The following is an 18,547-nucleotide window of genomic DNA, read 5'->3' on the forward strand; positions in this document are numbered from 1 at the left end:
CGGTGCCGATGTGGCCGCAGATCAGCTGATCCGACATGAGGACTCCTGATTCACTAGAACGTTCCAGGTCTGACAAAACCAATGCGGTCGGCGCCGCGGCACTAACGCGTCGGTAGTCCCGCGGCCTGGTACGCGGCGTCGACATAGGCCATGTTGGTCACCGCATCGGTGAGCCCGAATGGCAGTGCCGCGCCGTTCTGCACGTGGTCGGTGAACGCCTCCAGCTGATACGTGTAGCTGGCCCGGGTGCCGAGTCGCTCGACGCGTTCACCGGCGGCCGTCCGCACAGTGACCCGGTCGTCGTCGTTGGGCCGGATGAAGTCGTGAACCAGCACCTCACCCTCACTGCCGACGATTCTGATGGTGAACGAATACTCTGGTGCCACCATCGAATTGGTGCTCAACCCGGTCGCGCCACCCGGGTAGTCCACCTCCACATCGCACGTCGCATCGACATCGGCCGAGCGTTGCTCGGCGCGGGCAGCGAGGATGGACGGTGCACCGCGAAGCCCGTCGACGTCCAGACGGCCCAGCGACCGCAGGACGTGCATGCCGTAGCAGCCGAGGTCCATCAGGGCGCCGCCGGCCAGTTCCAGTGACCAGCGGGGGTCATCGTCGTCCGGGGCGGGCATCGCCATCCGCACCTCGACCCGGGTGAGTCGGCCGATCTCGCCGCTGGCGGCCAGTCTGAAGGCCCGCTGTGTCACCGGGTGGAAGAAGTAATGAAACCCCTCCAGGACCGTGACCCCTGCGGTTTCGGCGGCCCGGGCAACCGTGGCAGCCTCGGATCTGTTGCGCGCGAAAGGTTTCTCGCTGAGCACAGGCTTCCCCGCCGCGATCGCCGCCAGATTCCACGGTGCATGCAATCCGTTGGCCAGGGGGTTGTAGACGACGTCCACTTCGGCATCGTCGATCACGTCGGTGTAAGAGTCCACGGCGCGTTCCACGCCGTACTTCTCGGCAAAAGCCGCCGCGCGCTGCGGATCACGGGCGGCCACGGCCACCAAGCGATGGCCGAGTTCGTACGCCGGTCCGACGATGGCCTTCTCGGCGATCCGGGAAGCGCCCAGAACACCGATGCGCAATCCGGTCACGAGGTCACAGACTTCAGGTACGCCACGCTGGTGCGCACGTCGGCGACCGGACCATCACCGGCCGGTGCGCCATCCAGGATGGTGTCCTGCTCCATCACGAACCATCCGTCGAAACCGTTGTCCCGCAATACCGAGACGATGCCCGCGATGTCAACATCGCCAGTGCCCAAGGGCGTGTACATCCCGGCCCTTACGGCATCGGTGTAGCTGATCTCACCGGACTGCACCTTCGCGGCGAGGACGGCATCCACGTCCTTCAGGTGGGTGTGCTTGATCCGGTTCGGCACGGCCTTGGCCAGCTCGAGCGGATCGGTGCCGCCGATCAACAGGTGCCCGGTGTCCAGACACAGTGGGATCGCCGAGCCGGCCAGCACCCGGTCGACGTCGTCGCGGGTTTCGACCATGGTTCCCACATGCGGATGCAGCACCGCGAGCAGGCCGCGCGCGGCGACGATCGCGGCCAGCCGGTCCAGGTTGGACAGCAGTATCGCCCACTGGTCATCGTCGAGCACTGGCCGGGAGTCGTAGCCGTCGGATCCGGTGGCCGCGGCCAGCACCACGACCCCGGCGCCGGCCGCCACCAGCGAATCCAGCGGTCCGGCAAGGTCATCGGCGGGATCGTGATCGGCGTTGTGCAGCACCACCGGGACGAACCCGCCCACGCAGGCCAGCCCGTGCCGGGTCAGCACGGATTGAAGTTCGGCGGTGTCGGCGGGCAGGAAGCCCTCCGGGCCCAGTTCGGTGGCGGTCAGGCCGGTGTCGCGCATCTCGGTGAGCACGCGTTCGGGATCGAGTTGATGACCCCAGCCGGGAACCTCGCACACGCCCCACGAGATCGGCGCTCCGGCGATTTTGATGGTGGCGCTCATGCGTTGCGAACCTCCTCGATGCGCACCGGGGCGCCCCGGCGCAGGGACTCGGTGGCGGCCTCGGCCAGCCAGGCCACCTCGACGGCGTCGGCCACGGTGGCGCCGGCGACCGGTGCGCCCTTGGCTACTTCCACGAAGCCGGCCAGCTCCGTGCGGAACGCTTCGGTGAAGCGGTCCATGAAGAAATTGTGCGCGGGACCGGCCGGGAATGTGTTGGCCGGATCCACATTTCGGATCGGCACACCCTGGTCCCAGCCGGCGGCCACACTGTCGTTGAACCCGTGCACCTCAAGGCGGCAGTCGTATCCGCGGGCGTTGTAGCGGGCATTCGACACGACGCCCAGTGCGCCCCCGTCGAACCGCACGATCACCGCGGCGGTGTCGACGTCGCCGTACTCGGCGAACAGGGGGTCGCCCTGAACGGATCCGGTGGCGTACACCTCGACCGCGTTCTGGCCGGTGATCCAGCGAATGATGTCGAAATCGTGTACGGCGCAGTCACGGAAGATTCCGCCGGAGCCCTTGATGTAGTCCAGCGGCGGGGGAGCCGGGTCCATCGTGGTGCTGCGCACCGTGTGCAGGATGCCCAGCGACCCGTCGTCGACCGCACGCTTGGCCGCGGCGAAGGCGGCATCGAAGCGGCGCTGGTATCCGACCTGCACGGGCACACCGGATCGCGCGATGGTCTCGGCCACCCGCGCGCTCTCCACGGCGGTGGAGGCGATCGGCTTTTCGCAGAAGGTCGGGATGCCGCGCTCGACGGCGGCCAATGTCAGCTCGGCGTGCGCCGGTGTGGCGGCGGCCACCACCACTCCGTCCACGCCCGAGGACAACAGTTCCTCGACGGTGTCGACGGCCTTGGCGCCGTGCTTGGCGGCCACCGCGGCGGCTACGTCAGTGCGCTCGTCGGTGATCACCAGCCCGTCCAAACCATCGAGGGCGGAAAGTGTTTCGGTGTGGAACGCGCCGATGCGGCCCAGTCCGATAACGCCGAGTGTGGTCATGGGGTTCTCCGTTCTTGCTGCTGATCGAGGATGGTGTCGAGTTGTTCGGGGGTCAGGTCGCCGGCCAGTGCGGCCAGCACGGTGTCGACCTGGCTGGGCGGGGCCAGGCTGCCGATGGGTTGGTCCCGGTCGAGATTCGTCGGGAACGCGTAACCCTCGGCGGTGGCGTTGACGGCGTTGGCCAGCTCTCGCTCGGAGCGGCCCGCGGCCTTCATCGCCAGGAGGGCGGGGTACACGGCGCGAACCATGGAGGTGCGGTCGAGTGCTTCCATCGCGCGTCCGAACGGCGAGGAGATCTGCAGCAGGTTGGCCATCCGCCGGATATCGGTCGAGGTGTTGGTGCCCGCGCCGTGATAGAGCGCCGGATTGAAGAAGACCGCGTCACCCTTGGCCAGCGGCACCTGAACCTGGTGAGTGGCGAAGAACTCGATGAACTCCGGCCGGTAGAACGCGATGTACCCGGCCTCGAACGTCTGCGAGTAGGGCAACAGCATGGTCGGCCCACTGGCCGGCGGCATGTCACAGTGCGCGACCGCGCCCTGCAGCGTCATCGCCGGCGACAGCCGGTGCAGGTGTGCGGGGTAGTCGGCCAGCTGGTCCAGGGTGACGAAACCGAGATGGTAGTCGCGGTGCGGAACTTGCGCGGCGCCACCGGGATTGACGACGTTGACCTGGGAGGTGACCTGGTAGCGCGGGCCCAGCCAGGCCTGTGAGACGAGTGCGAGCGCGTCGTTGGCGTAGTAGTGGGCGTACACGTCGGGGGAGTGCAGGGCCAGCTTCTGGGCGGCGTTCCAGATGCGGTCGTTGGCGCCGGCCTTGCCGAAATGGTCGCCTGCGGCGGCGCCTTCGGCGCGTTGGGCTTGGATCAGCGCGGCGAACGCGGCGCCGGCCCGGTCGACGACGTCCTCATCGAAGGCACCCTCGAACACCACGACGCCCGGGCCGTCGGCCAACACGCTGATCAACTCGGCCTGCAGCCCACGGCGGTCGGCGTCGGCGATGGTCGCGGCCGAGTACACCGGGACGTTGTGCCGGATATCAGCGGCCAGCGGGTAGTCGGCGGGGTCGGTGGTGCGGGACACCCGGGCGCGGAAGTCGTCGAGTGAGCAGTCCGCCTCCTCGATCCAGGCCCGGTGCCCGGTGCGCGATGTCCGCAATGTCGTGGTCATGGCAGCTAGTCTTGCTGTGTCTTGTGGCACAATCAACGGCAAAAAGCCATCAAAAAACCATCAGCAGGCGCGGGAGGTCGCAGGTGGCGCACCGATACAAGGTCCGTGAGATCGCTCAGCAGTGTGGCTTGAGTGAGGCCACGGTGGACCGGGTGCTCAACGACCGCCCGGGTGTGCGTGAGAACACCCGAGCCGAGGTGCGCCAAGCGATCGCCGACCTGGACAAGCAACGGGCACAGTTGCGGCTCAACGGGCGTCGCTATCTGATCGACGTGGTCATGCAGACCCCCCGGCGGTTCTCCGACGCGTTCCGGGCGGCTGTCGAGGCCGAGTTGCCCACGTTCGCGCCGGCCATGTTGCGGGCCCGCTTCCACCTCTGGGAATCCGGGTCGACCGCTCAGATGGTCGACACCTTGGCGGGCATTCGCGGCAGCCACGGGGTGGTGCTCAAGGCGGCCGACGAACCCGAGGTGGCCGAGGCTGTGGACCACCTCGTCGCCGCCGGGGTTCCGGTGGTGACCTACACGACCGACATTCCCGCCAGCGCCCGCAGTGCGTACGTCGGTATCGACAACCACGGAGCCGGTGCGACCGCGGCCTACCTGATCGAGCAATGGTTGGGCCCCACCCCCTCGGCGGTATTGATCACCCTGAGCCGCACGGTGTTTCGTGGTGAGGGCGAGCGCGAGGTCGGATTCCGGTCGAGGCTGCGCGGCTCGGGCCGTGTGGTCGTCGAGGTCACCGACAGCGACGGCATCGACGCGACCAACGAACGGCTGGTGCTCGACGCGCTGGAGCGTCACCCGTCGGTGGAGGCGGTCTATTCGCCAGGCGGCGGCAACGCGGCCACGGTCGCGGCGTTCGAGAAACTCGGACGACAGTGTCGGGTCTTCGTCGCCCACGATCTCGATGCCGACAACCGCAGATTGCTGCGGGAAGGCAGGATCTCGGTGGTGCTGCACAACGACCTGCGGGCCGACGCGCGACTCGCCATGCGGTTGATCCTGCAGCAGCACGGTGCATTGCCGGGGGAGCCGGTCCGCCCCGTACCCATTCAGGTGATCACGCCGTACAACCTGCCGGCGTGAGCACTTCGGTTTATCCGGGCTCGGCGGTGGGGGCCGGCGTGGCCTTGACCGGCGGTGTGGCAGCAGGAGTATCGGGCTGTGATGGCGGTGCGGATTGGGTCACGGTCTCGCCGAAGTGCATGGTGGGTTCGGCCGCGGGCACGGACATGTCGAGTGTGTTGTCGATCTGGTTCGTTTGGAGCCCCAGTACCGCCATGATTGCCGCGGCTGCCGAGCCGGCGGTACAGAGGAGAAGTCTCGTTCTCGAATCCACACGCATTTCGCAAAACCCTTCGTCACAACATTGACTATCTATGTGATTTGAAGGCGGATCCGGGCCGTGGCATTCCACATATCGATGTGTGACATGCATCACATTTAGATGACGGGTGCGGGATCGGGCGGGGTCGGGGCGCGCGGCGATCGCCCAGACCGGGAGACTTCATCCATGCCACGAGAGCTAGTCCCTGGGGTAACCGTGCTCGGCAACCTCGCGATCGACATCATCAACGGGGCGCCGCCGAGCCCGGGGGGATGCGCGTCGTTCGCCGGAGTGGCGCTGCAGGCGGCGGGCGGGCCCGGTCGGATCATCGCGATGGGCGCCGAACGCGATCACGCCCTGTTCGACGGGCTGCGCGCGCGGTTCGGGTCGCTGGTGCAGATCCTGCCCTCGGACGTGACGAGTTCGTTCAGCCTCGACTACGACGACACTGATCACCGGCACATGGGGGTGCAGGCGATCGGCCCGGTGTGGACCGCCGCGGACGTCGAAGCTGCTGATCCGGCGACGACGTGGGTGCACCTGGCCCCGTTGCTGCGCACCGATTTCCCGGCCGGCACGCTGGCCGCGCTGTCGGCACGAGGTCACCGGGTCGCCTACGACGGGCAGGGGCTGGTGCGCGCCGACCGCTTGGGGCCGCTGGTCGAGGATCGTCACTTTCCCGCGGACCTGCTGGCCGATGTCGACATCCTCAAGCTTGCCGAGGACGAGGCAGTGATCGTGGCCGACGGCGCGTTCGACGCGTCGACGGCGGAGCGACTCGGCGTCGCGGAGATCCTGGTGACCTACGGCTCAGAGGGGTGCGACATATATATCGAGGGTGCGGTGGAGCGCGTGCCGGCCGCCTGGCGGGTTCTGGATGTCCAGACCACCGGGGCGGGGGACATGTTCACCGCCTGCTATGTCGCGCACCGTGCGGCAGGCCGCGATCCGCACCGCGCCGCGGAATCGGCCAGCGAACTGGTAGCCAGGGAATTGGACAAGCGGGTTCACGCCGGGACACCCGACCGGGCGTAAGCGCACGTCGGGGCCTAAACTCGACAAGTGTCAAGTACGCGCTTGCCGGTGCTAGCAGAGAGCTACCGGCCGGTAGCATTTTCCTTAGAGAATGACGTTCTCCTAAACGTGACGAAAACCACAGTTTTGTCTCAAAAGGGGCTTCTTCACGCCCACGAACAGCACCTTCATCGAGAACCCACCCGCGTGTCGAGGGACGGCGCGGTGAAGTGCAGCCTAAGAGCAGTGCAATAATCGGTACTGGTAGTGACATCAAAATTCGGTGGACGTTCGATCCGGCAGCGCGTCACATGGCAGCGGCCCGGAAAGACGTGGTCAAAGTACGTGTGAAAGGCGGTAGCCGTGGGTGAGAACGGCAACGGCAATGGCGCCGCGCCGCGGCAGAAGCTCGAGAAGGTAGTCATCCGCTTCGCCGGCGACTCCGGCGACGGTATGCAGTTGACCGGCGACCGCTTCACTTCTGAAGCTGCGCTGTTCGGCAACGACCTGGCTACCCAGCCGAACTATCCCGCCGAGATCCGCGCGCCACAGGGCACCCTGCCCGGGGTCTCGTCGTTCCAGATCCAGATCGCCGACTACGACATCCTCACCGCCGGTGACCGTCCCGACGTGCTCGTGGCGATGAACCCGGCAGCGCTCAAGGCCAACGTCTCGGATCTGCCCCGCGGCGGTCTGATCATCGCCAACTCCGATGAGTTCACCAAGCGCAACCTCGCCAAGGTCGGATACGACAACAATCCGCTAGAGGATGACACGTTGTCCGACTACGTGGTGACGTCCGTCGCGATGACGACGCTGACCCTGGGCGCCGTCGAGGCGATCGGTGCCACCAAGAAGGACGGCCAGCGCGCCAAGAACATGTTCGCCCTCGGTCTGCTCTCGTGGATGTACGGCCGCGAGCTCGAGCACAGCGAGGCGTTCATCCGGGAGAAGTTCTCCCGCAAGCCCGACGTGGCCGAGGCCAACGTCCTGGCGCTCAAGGCCGGCTGGAACTACGGCGAGACCACCGAGGCATTCGCCACCACCTACGAGGTGTCGCCGGCCAAGCTGAAGTCGGGTGAATACCGTCAGATCTCGGGTAACACCGCGCTGGCCTACGGCATCGTGGCCGCCGGACATCTGGCCCAGATCCAGGTGGTGCTGGGTACCTACCCGATCACCCCGGCGTCGGACATCCTCCACGAGCTGTCCAAGCACAAGAACTTTAACGTCCTGACCTTCCAGGCCGAGGACGAGATCGCCGGTATCGGCGCGGCTATCGGCGCCTCCTACGGCGGCGCGCTGGGCGTCACCAGCACCTCCGGTCCCGGTGTCTCGCTCAAGTCCGAGGCCATCGGCCTGGCGGTGATGACCGAGTTGCCGCTGCTCATCATCGACGTGCAGCGTGGCGGCCCGTCGACTGGTCTGCCGACCAAGACCGAGCAGGCCGACCTGTTGCAGGCGCTGTTCGGCCGCAACGGCGAGTCACCGGTCGCGATCCTGGCGCCGAAGTCGCCGTCGGACTGCTTCGACATCGCCGTGGAGGCCTCGCGCATCGCGGTCGATTACCACACCCCGGTCATCATCCTGTCCGACGGTGCGGTCGCGAACGGCTCTGAGCCCTGGCAGATCCCGGACATCAGCACCTACCCGCCGATCGAGCACAAGTTCGCCAAGTCCGGCGAGCCGTTCGCTCCCTACGCGCGCGATCCCGAGACCCTGGCCCGCCAGTTCGCGGTGCCCGGCACGCCGGGCCTGGAGCACCGGATCGGTGGCCTTGAGGCCGCCAACGGTTCGGGCAACATCTCCTACGAGCCCAAGAACCACGACCTCATGGTGCGGCTGCGCCAGGAGAAGATCGGCGGTATCAAGGTGCCCGATCTGGAGGTCGACGACCCCAACGGCGATGCCGAACTGCTGATGCTGGGTTGGGGTAGCAGCTACGGACCGATCGGTGAGGCTTGCCGGCGGGCCCGGCGCAAGGGCATCAAGGTCGCCCAGGCCCATCTGCGCCACCTCAACCCCTTCCCGGCCAACCTCGGGGAGGTGCTGCGCCGCTACCCGAAGGTGGTGGTACCGGAGATGAACCTCGGACAGTTGGCGCTGCTGCTGCGCGGCATGTACCTGGTCGACGTTCAGTCGGTGACCAAGGTGGAGGGCATGGCCTTCCTCGCCGACGAGGTGGAGGGCATCATCGACGCGGCCCTTGACGGCACGCTCGGTGAGAAGGAAAACGACAAGGCCAAATTCGCCCGGTTGGCGGCGGCCACCATCGAGGTTGAAGCATCTGACGCGAGCGGTGTGGGAGCGAACGCATGACTGATCTGATCGGCACAGACCATCAAGACCTGGGCCTGACTCCTCTGACCAAGAACGCCCTGGTCCCCACCACCGACCAGCCGCAGAAGGGCAAGGACTTCACCAGTGACCAGGAGGTCCGCTGGTGCCCGGGTTGCGGTGACTACGTCATCCTCAACACCATCCGCAACTTCCTGCCGGAGTTGGGTCTCAAGCGCGAGAACATCGCGTTCATCAGCGGCATCGGCTGCTCCAGCCGGTTCCCCTACTACCTGGAGACCTACGGCTTCCACTCGATCCACGGTCGCGCCCCGACCATCGCCACCGGACTCGCGCTGGCCCGTCCGGACCTGTCGGTGTGGGTCGTCACCGGTGACGGTGACTCGCTGTCGATCGGTGGCAACCACCTGATCCACGCGCTGCGCCGCAACATCAACATCACGATCCTGCTGTTCAACAACCGGATCTACGGCCTGACGAAGGGTCAGTACTCGCCCACCTCCGAGGTCGGCAAGGTCACCAAGTCGACCCCGATGGGCTCACTGGACTACCCGTTCAACCCGGTGTCGCTGGCGCTGGGTGCCGAGGCCACGTTCGTCGGCCGTGCGCTGGACTCCGACCGCAAGGGTCTGTCCGAGGTGCTGCGCGGCGCAGCCGAGCACCGCGGTGCCGCACTGGTGGAGATCATGCAGGACTGCCCGATCTTCAACGACGGATCGTTCGACGCGCTCCGCAAGGAAGGCGCCGAGGAGCGGCTGATCAACGTCAGCCACGGGGAGCCGATCAAGTTCGGTGTCGATGGCGAGTACTGCGTGGTCAAGTCCGGGTACGGCCTGGAGGTCGCCAAGACCGCAGACGTCGCGGCCGACGACATCGTGGTGCACAACGCCGAGATCGATGACCCTGCCTACGCATTCGCGCTGTCGCGGTTGAGCGAGCAGAACCTCGATCACATGGTGATGGGTATCTTCCGCAAGGTCAGCCGACCCACCTACGACGACGCCGCGCGTCAGCAGGTCAACACGGCCATCGAATCCAAGCCCCACGACACCGCAGCTCTGCAATCCTTGCTGCGTGGCAAAGACACGTGGACCGTCGACTAGTTGCGCTAATCGCACTGACCCTGCTCACAGAAGCAACCTGAGTACAGCCCCGCTCGCCGCGGTAGTTCTGGCGGGCGGGGCTTCGCGTCGTATGGGGCGTGACAAGGCGACGCTGCCGTTCGAAGGCTCGACGATGGTCGAGCATGTGGTCGCCGCGGTGAGCACGCGCTGCTCACCGGTTTTCGTCATCGCCGCGCCCGGTCAGCCGCTACCCGCACTGAGCGCCGAGATACTGCGCGACGAGGTGCTTGGTGTCGGGCCGCTGGTGGCGACGGGTCGCGGGCTGCGTGCCGTCGCGGAGGCCGGCCTCGACCGCGCCTTCGTGTGCGCGGTGGACATGCCGTATCTGTCGGCGGATCTGATCGACACCCTGGCGGCCTCCGCAGAGCGGTTACCTGCCGATATCGTGCTGCCGTGGGACGGTAGGGACCACTATCTGGCGGGGATCTACCGCAGCTCGCTCACTGAACGGATTGCCGCCCTGGTGCGCGACGGCCGGCGCAGCATGCGGTCGCTGGCCGAGTCTGTCGACACGCAACGGATCGTGGTGGCGCCGCAGCGCGCACTGACCAACATCAACACCGCGGCCGACCTGCCTTGAGCGCCGGCCTATTCGGTCATCTCGGGCACAGCAAATTGTGAATTAACGCGCGAACTGAGCCAAATTTCTCGTTTCGAGATAATTGATCGATTATTTCCCCCTATTCAAGGCCCTGGAAGCGGGGTGAATTGGGGAACCGTCAGCGATGGAGGAGCCCGACTGGCGCGCGAAATCCACTGGTGTCCAGGATGATTCGGTCTCGCATCGGATGTCGAAATGCTGCGCGCTATTCGCTGATGCGTGCGCCCGGCCGTGCTGAATTCCCGACGAAATTCCCCTGACCGCATGCTTTGCCGAAACCTATGGACTACCTGAGACGGAGCCGGGTTGGCTGGGCGGTCTGACGCTTCTCGGCGGCCTGGTGAGATTGGTTGTGGCGGAGTCATTTTGGACTCCGCCGCGTCGACATCGTAGGCGTTGGACCCACTGCGGCCCAGCCTGGTTGCAGCGCCTGACATGCGCGATAGTCGTTGTATTCCAGTGTATTTGGAGCATGTTCTGGTTTCGGGGCGGCGGGGAACTGTAGCGAACGGATTCGCGCGCTGCGGTGCTGATGACACTCGCCGATGGCATCTACCAGCGCTTTTTGTCATCGCCGACCATTGGTGACGGTGTTGCTGTACCCAAATCAAGTGGGCCAGCTCACAAAAAATGCGTGATCTCGCTCACGTTCCGTTTATGCCGATCACGAAACGGTAACGGTGGTAGCCCGGCGTTGACCTGCACAAACGATTCGTTCAGTGTCTCGTTATCTGTCCGTGATCTTTCCGCGATCGCTTCTACATCGGGATGACTTCTCTTCGAGACCTTTGTACGGTCCAAAGCGTCTCCGACACGGAGCAAATAATTTCAACACCAAGAACCTGCGTGTGAGTGGGGCCGCGGTGGCGATTACGCCCGACGCGGGGGCCTGGGTCTGATCCCGGGCCGGGCACTGTGGCCCTCCCTTTCGTGCCTGACCGAGACGGCGCGAACCAACCCCTCCAGCCTGGATTCAGGCTTCCGCACCCGCCTCTGCGGGTGTTGATGGTGCGCGCTTGGCGAGAGGAATCAAGTGAAGAACATCCGCAAGACGTTTGGGCTGGGCATCATTGCTGGAGCACTGGCTGTGGCTCCCGTGGCACTGGGTGCCGGTACCGCCAATGCGGACAGCGTTAACTGGGACGCCGTCGCAGCCTGCGAGTCGGGTGGCAACTGGGCGATCAACACCGGTAACGGGTACTACGGTGGCCTGCAGTTCAACATGGGCACCTGGCGCGCCAACGGCGGCTCGGGTTCGCCGCATCAGGCCTCGCGCTCGGAGCAGATCCGGGTTGCCGAGAACGTGCTGCGCAGCCAGGGCATCGGTGCCTGGCCGGTGTGCGGCAAGCGCGGCTAGTACCGGGCTGCTCACCATGTGAGCGATTGACAACTTGATACGAAGCGGTGCCGGGCCTCTGCCCGGCACCGCTTCTGTTTCATCAGAAGGCCCTCCGGTTACTCCCGCCCCGACAACCTCCGAAAAAACTTCAGCCTCCCCTGTAACGGGTGACGTTGGTCACACGAACCCATTAGTGACCGCACAGTTGCATGAACGTGATCGGCATCTGCAGTGGTCCTTGGTGTCAAAGGTCGGGGAAGGGCCGTGAGATGACCATACGAATGGCGTTAACCAGGGCTTTCTGGCTTGCTGCGACGTCGGCGGGCCTCATGCTGGCACCCACGTTCGCCGTCACGGCGACCGCCGGTGCGGACACGGTGAACTGGGATGCGATCGCGGACTGCGAATCGGGTGGCAACTGGTCCACCGATACCGGCAACGGCCAGTACGGCGGTCTTCAGTTCAAGCCCACCACCTGGGCCTCGCACGGCGGCATCGGATCGCCCGCCTCGGCCTCCCGTGAGGAGCAGATACGGGTGGCCGAGAACGTCCTGGCCACCCAGGGGATCGGGGCCTGGCCCAAGTGCGGCGTCCGAGGTGGGATGCCGGCAGGTTGGGCGGCGCCCGGTGCACCGACCGGTTGCCAGGCCGTACGTCCCGGCGCGGTGCTGGGCATTTTCGACCTACGCCGGATCTGCACGACCTTCCTGGACCCGCTGGGAGCCTTCGGCGTGCCGCACTGAGCTCAGCGCACCGGGGTGAAAGCCCCGCGCCCGGCGATCGAGGCCAGGTGCCGGGTCAACACGTACTCGGGCACCAGTACGGAAGCCCGGGTGGCCGCGGCACCGAGTGCCGGCGGACGTAGGTTCACCACCCGGCCGACCAACTGTGCCTCCCGCACGATCGTCATGACCCTCTTGCGGCGCAGGGCCGCGAACCGGGAGAACGCGCGCCCCAGATCCGGGCCTCTGGCCGCGAGGGCGGACAGGATGGCCGCGTCTTCGAGTCCCTGGCAGCCGCCCTGGCCCAGATGTGGGCGCATCGGATGGGCGGCGTCCCCGGCGATCACTACGGGACCGCGGGCCCAGGTGCGGGCGGGGGCGCGGTCGTAGAGGTCGTTTCGGAGCACCTGATCGGCATCGGTCGTGGCCAGTAGCGTCGGGATCGGCTCCGACCATGATGAGAAGTGCCGTTTCAGGTGGGCCAACTCCCCATCGGGTGTGGTCTGTCCGCGTGGTACGCGCTGGGTGGCGAACCAATACGTGTGGTCGTCGCCGAGCGGCACGTGCCCGACCTGTGAGCCGGCGCCCAGTGTTTCGCCTGACAGATCGGGATCGAGCGGGCAGGCGGCCACCGCGCGCCACGCGGTGTAGCCGGTGTAGCGACGGGGCAGAGGCCCATTCAGATGTCGGGCCACCACGGAGTCGACACCGTCGGCGCCGACCAGACCGGCCGCCTCGCGGACCGTGCCGTCGGTGAACGTGACCCGCACGTCCGAGCCGCCGATGTCGATCGTGTCGGCGGTGAGCTCGTAATGGACCGTGCCCGGAGCCAGCGCGCCGGCGAGGATCTCGGTCAGGGCTGCGCGTCTGATCACCACCAGCGGTTCGCCCAGCGCCCGGGTGAACCGTTGCGCCGCCGGCCGGCGCAACCAGGCTCCGCCGGACCGACGCAGCGCTCCCGTGGTCACCCGGCCGCCCGCATCGCGCACCTGATCGCCGAGCCCGATCTCATCGAGTGCGGCCAACGCGTTGGGCCAGAGGCTGATTCCCGCACCGGGGGTGACGTCCCGGCGTGCCTCGGCCACGCGGACGTCGAACCCTTGCTGCTGCAATGCGACTGCGGTAGCCAGGCCGGTGATACCCGCGCCGATGACGAGGACGGACTGTGCCATCGCTCGAATCTAGCCGGGGCCAGGTGAGGTGGCTCGCCGTGATCGGAGTTGGGATCGGTAGCCTTCCAGCGTCTGCACAGTCTTTGCACAGGTTCCCGGTGCCGAAGGTGCCCGGATGGAATGAATGAGAGGTCCCATGAAACTCAACCGCTTCGGTATCGCGCTGGGCGCAGCGGTCTTTGCCGTGTCCGCATTGAGCGGTTGCTCGAAGGTCACCGAGATCAGGGATGCGGCCGCCGGTGCGGCCGAGAAGGTGGTCACCTCGGGCACGGAGAAGATCACCGAAGCGGTGTCGGGCAACCTGTTCACCGCCGAGGGCATCGACAACGCGTATGCGGCGATCGCGGACAAGGTCGGTGCGAACCCGATGCAGGTCGTCGAGGTCAGCATCGCGCCGGGTGTGCTCAGCGTCGAGGCCATCGACCCGAATGCCCCGACCGAACTCAATCAGTGGAGCTACACCTCCGGTACGGTCGGGCCGTCTCGGCCGATCGACTACGACGAGGACACCGAGGCGCTGCAGCAGAATCTGTTCGCCATCACCGACGTGCCCACGAGCGCGATCGCCACGGCGATCGACGGCGCGGTGGCGGCAAGCGAGATCAAGGATGGTGAGGTCCAGACGGTGAGCATCAAGCGCAACATCCCGTTCGACGCGAACGTCGTCATCTTCATCAACGTCAAGGGTGAGCGCAGCAGCAAGCAGGTACGCACCGACGTCACCGGCCAGGTCATCAAGGTGTCCTGAACCAGACTGGGATGAGCAGAACAAGCGGCCCGTACCGGACTCCGGTACGGGCTGCGCCGTTACGGTGGGGAGCCATGACGGTGTTTGACGATCTCGACGACTACCTCGCCTTGCCCCGGGTATCTGGTCTCGCGGTTTCGCCCGACGGCTCGCGGCTGGTCACGACGGTCAGCACTCTCAACGAGAAGAAAACCGAATTCCTCAGCGCCATATGGGAATTGGATCCCACCGGAGCCCAACCTGCGCGCCGGCTGACCCATGGGGTCAAGGGGGAGTCCGCGCCGGTGTTCACCGCTGGGGGCGACGTGTTGTTCCTCGCGGTGCGCCCCGGGGACGGCGAGGACAAACCGCCGGCGGCACTGTGGCGCCTTCCCGCGACCGGCGGTGAGGCATACGAGGTGCTGACGATGCCCGGTGGTGTCGCGGGCGCGGCAAGCGCCCGGGCAGCCGACGCCACCGTGGTGTCCGCACCCCTGTTGCCGTCGTCGGCCGGAGTCGACGACGACAAGGCCAAGCGCGACGCGCGCAAGGACACCAAGGTGTCGGCGATCCTGCACACCGGCTACCCGGTCCGGCACTGGGATCACGACCTCGGCCCGGACCAACCCCACCTCTTCGACGCCGACGGACAACAGGACCTGACCGCCGACCCGGGCGCGGCGCTGCGCGAGACGACCTTCGATCTCAGCGCCGACGGCGGATTCGTGGTGACGTCCTGGCAGGAGCCGGGCCCGGGCACCGCCCTGCGGGTGGTCTTGGTGCGCATCGACCGGGTCACCGGCGAACGCACCACCATCGTCCAGGAACCCGGCGCGGACCTGGAACGCCCCGCGATCGCTCCGGACGGCAGCGCGGTGGCCTTCACCAGGGAAACCCATTCCACTCCCGCCGCGCCGCCGCGGATCACGTTGTGCTGCATGCAGTTCGGTGAGGATCCCGTGGAGTTGACCGGCGACTGGGACCGCTGGCCGTCCTCGGTGGCCTGGGCACCGGATTCGTCGGCGCTGATCGTGACGGCCGACGACGGCGGCCGTGGCCCGATCTTCTCCGTCGACCCCGTATCCGGTGCGGTCACCCAGCTGACCGACGATGACTTCACCTACACCGATGTGTGTCCCGTGCCCGGCGGGGTGATCTATGCGTTGCGCAGCTCGTATGCCGCGCCGCCGCATCCGGTCCGGATCGACCGGGACGGCACCGTCACCGCGCTGCCGTGCCTCGAGGCACCCGAACTGCCCGGCACGGTGACAGAGGTGACGGCGACCGCCGCCGACGGCACGCCGATCCGGTCCTGGCTCACCCTGCCCGAAGGTGACGAGCCGGCCCCGCTCGTGCTGTGGATTCACGGCGGCCCGTTGGGCAGCTGGAACAGCTGGCACTGGCGGTGGAACCCGTGGCTGCTCACGGCCCGCGGGTATGCCGTGTTGATGCCGGACCCGGGGCTGTCCACCGGCTACGGCCAGGACTTCATCGCACGCGGTTGGGGCGCCTGGGGCGGCGATCCGTACACCGACCTGATGGCGGCGACAGATGCCGCATGCGCGCATCCACGCGTCGATGCCTCGCGCACCGCTGCGATGGGCGGGTCGTTCGGCGGCTACATGGCCAATTGGATCGCCGGGCACACCGATCGGTTCGGCGCCATCGTCACGCATGCCAGCCTGTGGGCGCTGGACCAGTTCGGCCCCACCACCGACGGTGCGTACTGGTGGGCCCGGGAGATGACGCCCGAGATGGCCCAGCGCAATTCACCACACCGGTTCGTCGCCGACATCGCCACCCCGATGTTGGTCATCCACGGCGACAAGGACTATCGCGTACCGATCGGCGAGGCGCTGCGGCTGTGGTACGAGCTACTCAGCGATTCGGGGCTGCCCGCCGACGCGAACGGCGAAAGCCCGCACCGGTTCCTGTACTACCCGACGGAGAACCACTGGGTGCTGTCGCCGCAGCACGCCAAGATCTGGTACCAGGTGGTCACGGCATTCCTGGGAGATCACCTGCGAGGCGAACCGGTGCAGTTGCCCGAACTGCTCGGGTAGCGTCGAGATCGTGACGCAGCGTGAGTTCGATCTGGTGCTGTACGGCGCGACGGGATTCGCCGGAAAACTGACTGCCGAGTACTTGGCCAGGGCCGGGGGATCGGCCCGGATCGCCCTGGCCGGTCGTTCCGAGGAGCGCTTGCGGGCCATTCGTGACGGTCTGGCGCCCGGCGCGCAGTCGTGGCCGCTGGTGACCGCTGACGCCACCGCCCCGACCTCTCTCGATGCGATGGCCGCACGCACCCAGGTGGTGGTGACGACGGTGGGTCCCTACGCCCGCTACGGCATGCCGTTGGTCGCGGCGTGTGCCGCGGCAGGCACCGACTACGCCGACCTCACGGGTGAGACGACATTCATCCGGGACAGCATCGACCTGCACCACAAGCAGGCGGTCGACACCGGTGCGCGGATCGTACATTCGTGCGGATTCGATTCGGTGCCATCCGATCTCACGGTGTACGCGCTGTACCAGCGGGCGCTCGCAGACGGCGCCGGGGAACTCGGTGACACCAACCTGGTGGTGCGCAGTTTCGCCGGTGGCGTGTCTGGCGGCACCGTCGCCTCGATGCTGGAACTGCTGGACACGCTGTCCTCGGATCCAGAGGCACGAGCACTGATGAACGATCCGTACACGCTCAGCCCCGACCGCGGGGCCGAGCCCGAACTCGGCGCTCAGCCCGACGTGCGGTGGCGCCGCGGCGGTGAGATCGCTCCCGAGCTGGCCGGCCTCTGGACCGGCGCGTTTGCCATGGCCGCGCCGAACACTCGAATCGTGCGGCGCAGCAACGCATTACTGAACTACGCCTATGGACGGCGCTTCGAGTACGCCGAGCAGATGAGCCTGGGCCGCTCGCCCGCGGCGCCGTTGGCGGCAGCCGCGGTGACCGGAGTCAACGCCTTCACGCTCGGTGTCGGCGGCCGCTATTTCAACCGGCTGCCCGGCGGCCTGGTAGCGAAGTTGGCCCCAAAGCCGGGAACCGGCCCCAGCGAGCGAGCCCGCGAGCGGGGGCACTACCGCGTCGAGACGTACACCACCACGACAACAGGCGCGCGGTACGTGACAAGCATGGCCCAGCAAGGCGATCCCGGATACAAGTCGACCGCGGTATTGCTCGGCGAGTGCGGGCTCGCGCTGGCAACCGACCGTGACGCGCTGTCGGAACGACGCGGCGTGCTGACACCGGTGGCCGCGATGGGGGATGTACTGCTCACCCGGCTACCAGCTGCCGGGGTGTCGCTGGAAACCACCGCCCTGAGCTGAGCCGGCGTGGCATGAGTCGATCGGCGTGCGTCGAACACCTGTGGGACAAGATCAGATTCGACTAGTGTCGATGCCGAGGACTTCCAGTACGCCAGCAACGAAGGTGGGATGAAAATGGCCGGTCTCGATGATCTGTTCGCGCAGATCCCGGTGGCGGATATCGCAAGCAAGCTCGGCGCAGATGAAGGCGAGGTGAACGCCGCCATCAAGACCCTGGTTCCGGCCCTGGTCGGCGGTGTGGCGGAGAACGTACAAGCGGACAACATCGATTCGAGTGACCTCGAGTCCGCGGTCGCGGCGCAGGGCGCCAGCGGCCTGCTCGACGGTGGCGTGAGCGTCGACCAGGTCGACCCGAGCGAGGGCAACCAGTACGTCGCGAAGATCTTCGGCGGCAACGACAGCAATCAGGTCGCCTCGGCGTTGGCGGGGACGGGCGCCGGTGGCGGTGATCTGGTCAAGAAGCTGCTGCCGATCCTGGCGCCGATCGTGCTGGCCTACATCGGCAAGCAGTTCGCCCAGAAGAACGCCGCACCCGCGGGCGAGGCCCAGGCTCAGGCTTCCGGAGGCGGCGGGCTCGGGGACATCCTCGGCAGCATCCTCGGCGGCGCGGCAGGTGGCGGTGCTGCCGCCAACAACCCGCTGGGCAGCATTCTGGGCAGCGTGCTCGGCGGCGGTGGCAGCCAGGGCAATGCCATCGGCGAGATCCTCGGCGGCCTGCTCGGCGGCAAGAAGTAGCTCCCCGCATACCCCTGCTCGAAAGC

At 66.8% G+C, this 18,547-nt stretch carries 16 protein-coding genes and 1 pseudogene; 11 read left to right on the top strand and 6 right to left on the bottom strand.

Annotation, left to right across the window (positions count from 1 at the left end):
* Positions 1-101: 101 nt before the first annotated feature.
* The 4 genes from ACZYZ7_RS22690 to ACZYZ7_RS22705 are packed head-to-tail and all read right to left on the bottom strand — an operon-like array spanning position 102 to position 4,136.
* Positions 102-1,094 (bottom strand): Gfo/Idh/MocA family protein, encoded by a 993-nt coding sequence (locus ACZYZ7_RS22690; protein ID WP_450072095.1) that lies wholly within the window; start codon positions 1,092-1,094, stop codon positions 102-104.
* Positions 1,091-1,963: a sugar phosphate isomerase/epimerase family protein gene (locus ACZYZ7_RS22695; protein ID WP_450072096.1), complete on the bottom strand. Its 873-nt coding sequence runs from the start codon at positions 1,961-1,963 to the stop codon at positions 1,091-1,093. The genes ACZYZ7_RS22690 and ACZYZ7_RS22695 overlap by 4 nt, the downstream gene beginning before the upstream one ends.
* Positions 1,960-2,967, bottom strand: coding sequence for a Gfo/Idh/MocA family protein (locus ACZYZ7_RS22700; protein ID WP_450072097.1), 1,008 nt, complete (start codon positions 2,965-2,967; stop codon positions 1,960-1,962). The genes ACZYZ7_RS22695 and ACZYZ7_RS22700 overlap by 4 nt, the downstream gene beginning before the upstream one ends.
* Positions 2,964-4,136, bottom strand: a complete 1,173-nt coding sequence (locus tag ACZYZ7_RS22705) for a phytanoyl-CoA dioxygenase family protein (protein WP_450072098.1) — start codon at positions 4,134-4,136, stop codon at positions 2,964-2,966. The genes ACZYZ7_RS22700 and ACZYZ7_RS22705 overlap by 4 nt, the downstream gene beginning before the upstream one ends.
* A gap of 83 nt (positions 4,137-4,219) precedes the next feature.
* Here ACZYZ7_RS22705 and ACZYZ7_RS22710 point away from each other — a divergent pair, with 83 nt between their 5' ends.
* A complete protein-coding gene (locus tag ACZYZ7_RS22710; RefSeq protein WP_463741871.1) occupies positions 4,220-5,224 on the top strand; it encodes a LacI family DNA-binding transcriptional regulator in 1,005 nt (334 codons plus the stop codon).
* Positions 5,225-5,234: 10 nt separating this feature from the next.
* Here ACZYZ7_RS22710 and ACZYZ7_RS22715 read toward each other — a convergent pair whose 3' ends face one another.
* Positions 5,235-5,372 carry a hypothetical protein gene (locus ACZYZ7_RS22715; RefSeq protein WP_463741872.1) on the bottom strand — a complete coding sequence of 46 codons (138 nt, stop codon included), beginning with the start codon at positions 5,370-5,372 and terminating at the stop codon, positions 5,235-5,237.
* 279 nt (positions 5,373-5,651) lie between these two features.
* Between ACZYZ7_RS22715 and ACZYZ7_RS22720 the strand changes: the two genes are divergently transcribed.
* The 6 genes and pseudogenes from ACZYZ7_RS22720 to ACZYZ7_RS22745 all read left to right on the top strand — a co-directional run bounded on the left by ACZYZ7_RS22720 (position 5,652) and on the right by ACZYZ7_RS22745 (position 12,584).
* Complete coding sequence (locus ACZYZ7_RS22720) at positions 5,652-6,500, top strand: PfkB family carbohydrate kinase (RefSeq protein ID WP_450072100.1); 849 nt, start codon at positions 5,652-5,654, stop codon at positions 6,498-6,500.
* Positions 6,501-6,842: 342 nt separating this feature from the next.
* Positions 6,843-8,798, top strand: coding sequence for a 2-oxoacid:acceptor oxidoreductase subunit alpha (locus tag ACZYZ7_RS22725; protein ID WP_135456345.1), 1,956 nt, complete (start codon positions 6,843-6,845; stop codon positions 8,796-8,798).
* On the top strand, positions 8,795-9,880 hold the full coding sequence (locus ACZYZ7_RS22730) for a 2-oxoacid:ferredoxin oxidoreductase subunit beta (protein ID WP_450072101.1): 1,086 nt from the start codon (positions 8,795-8,797) through the stop codon (positions 9,878-9,880). Before ACZYZ7_RS22725 ends, ACZYZ7_RS22730 begins: the two co-directional genes overlap by 4 nt.
* Positions 9,881-9,917: 37 nt before the next feature.
* A complete protein-coding gene (mobA, locus tag ACZYZ7_RS22735) occupies positions 9,918-10,481 on the top strand; it encodes a molybdenum cofactor guanylyltransferase (RefSeq protein ID WP_463741946.1) in 564 nt (187 codons plus the stop codon).
* 1,144 nt (positions 10,482-11,625) lie between these two features.
* A pseudogene (locus ACZYZ7_RS22740) lies at positions 11,626-11,859 on the top strand (transglycosylase family protein); the annotation flags it as partial.
* Between the two features lie 251 nt (positions 11,860-12,110).
* Positions 12,111-12,584 (top strand): transglycosylase family protein, encoded by a 474-nt coding sequence (locus ACZYZ7_RS22745; protein WP_167857907.1) that lies wholly within the window; start codon positions 12,111-12,113, stop codon positions 12,582-12,584.
* 2 nt (positions 12,585-12,586) lie between these two features.
* Here the strand turns inward: ACZYZ7_RS22745 and ACZYZ7_RS22750 are convergent, their stop codons facing one another.
* Positions 12,587-13,735 carry an FAD-dependent oxidoreductase gene (locus ACZYZ7_RS22750; RefSeq protein ID WP_463741873.1) on the bottom strand — a complete coding sequence of 383 codons (1,149 nt, stop codon included), beginning with the start codon at positions 13,733-13,735 and terminating at the stop codon, positions 12,587-12,589.
* A 136-nt stretch (positions 13,736-13,871) separates the two neighbouring features.
* Here ACZYZ7_RS22750 and ACZYZ7_RS22755 point away from each other — a divergent pair, with 136 nt between their 5' ends.
* The 4 genes from ACZYZ7_RS22755 to ACZYZ7_RS22770 all read left to right on the top strand — a co-directional run bounded on the left by ACZYZ7_RS22755 (position 13,872) and on the right by ACZYZ7_RS22770 (position 18,521).
* Entirely contained in the window at positions 13,872-14,483 is a 612-nt protein-coding gene (locus tag ACZYZ7_RS22755) for a hypothetical protein (protein ID WP_135456337.1), read from the top strand.
* 74 nt (positions 14,484-14,557) lie between these two features.
* Positions 14,558-16,525: a S9 family peptidase gene (locus tag ACZYZ7_RS22760; protein WP_463741874.1), complete on the top strand. Its 1,968-nt coding sequence runs from the start codon at positions 14,558-14,560 to the stop codon at positions 16,523-16,525.
* Between the two features lie 10 nt (positions 16,526-16,535).
* Positions 16,536-17,786, top strand: a complete 1,251-nt coding sequence (locus ACZYZ7_RS22765; protein ID WP_463741875.1) for a saccharopine dehydrogenase family protein — start codon at positions 16,536-16,538, stop codon at positions 17,784-17,786.
* A gap of 114 nt (positions 17,787-17,900) precedes the next feature.
* Positions 17,901-18,521, top strand: a complete 621-nt coding sequence (locus tag ACZYZ7_RS22770; RefSeq protein WP_135456331.1) for a DUF937 domain-containing protein — start codon at positions 17,901-17,903, stop codon at positions 18,519-18,521.
* Positions 18,522-18,547 lie beyond the last annotated feature (26 nt).

This window comes from Mycobacterium sp. IDUB_17 (assembly GCF_055419465.1).

Coding starts and splice junctions, on each gene's coding strand:
- ACZYZ7_RS22695 (WP_450072096.1), bottom strand. CDS start 1,963: ATGAGCGCCACCATCAAAATCGCCGGAGCGCCGATCTCGTGGGGCGTG.
- ACZYZ7_RS22700 (WP_450072097.1), bottom strand. CDS start 2,967: ATGACCACACTCGGCGTTATCGGACTGGGCCGCATCGGCGCGTTCCAC.
- ACZYZ7_RS22705 (WP_450072098.1), bottom strand. CDS start 4,136: ATGACCACGACATTGCGGACATCGCGCACCGGGCACCGGGCCTGGATC.
- ACZYZ7_RS22715 (WP_463741872.1), bottom strand. CDS start 5,372: ATGTCCGTGCCCGCGGCCGAACCCACCATGCACTTCGGCGAGACCGTG.
- ACZYZ7_RS22720 (WP_450072100.1), top strand. CDS start 5,652: ATGCCACGAGAGCTAGTCCCTGGGGTAACCGTGCTCGGCAACCTCGCG.
- ACZYZ7_RS22730 (WP_450072101.1), top strand. CDS start 8,795: ATGACTGATCTGATCGGCACAGACCATCAAGACCTGGGCCTGACTCCT.
- ACZYZ7_RS22745 (WP_167857907.1), top strand. CDS start 12,111: ATGACCATACGAATGGCGTTAACCAGGGCTTTCTGGCTTGCTGCGACG.
- ACZYZ7_RS22750 (WP_463741873.1), bottom strand. CDS start 13,735: ATGGCACAGTCCGTCCTCGTCATCGGCGCGGGTATCACCGGCCTGGCT.
- ACZYZ7_RS22755 (WP_135456337.1), top strand. CDS start 13,872: ATGAAACTCAACCGCTTCGGTATCGCGCTGGGCGCAGCGGTCTTTGCC.
- ACZYZ7_RS22760 (WP_463741874.1), top strand. CDS start 14,558: ATGACGGTGTTTGACGATCTCGACGACTACCTCGCCTTGCCCCGGGTA.
- ACZYZ7_RS22770 (WP_135456331.1), top strand. CDS start 17,901: ATGGCCGGTCTCGATGATCTGTTCGCGCAGATCCCGGTGGCGGATATC.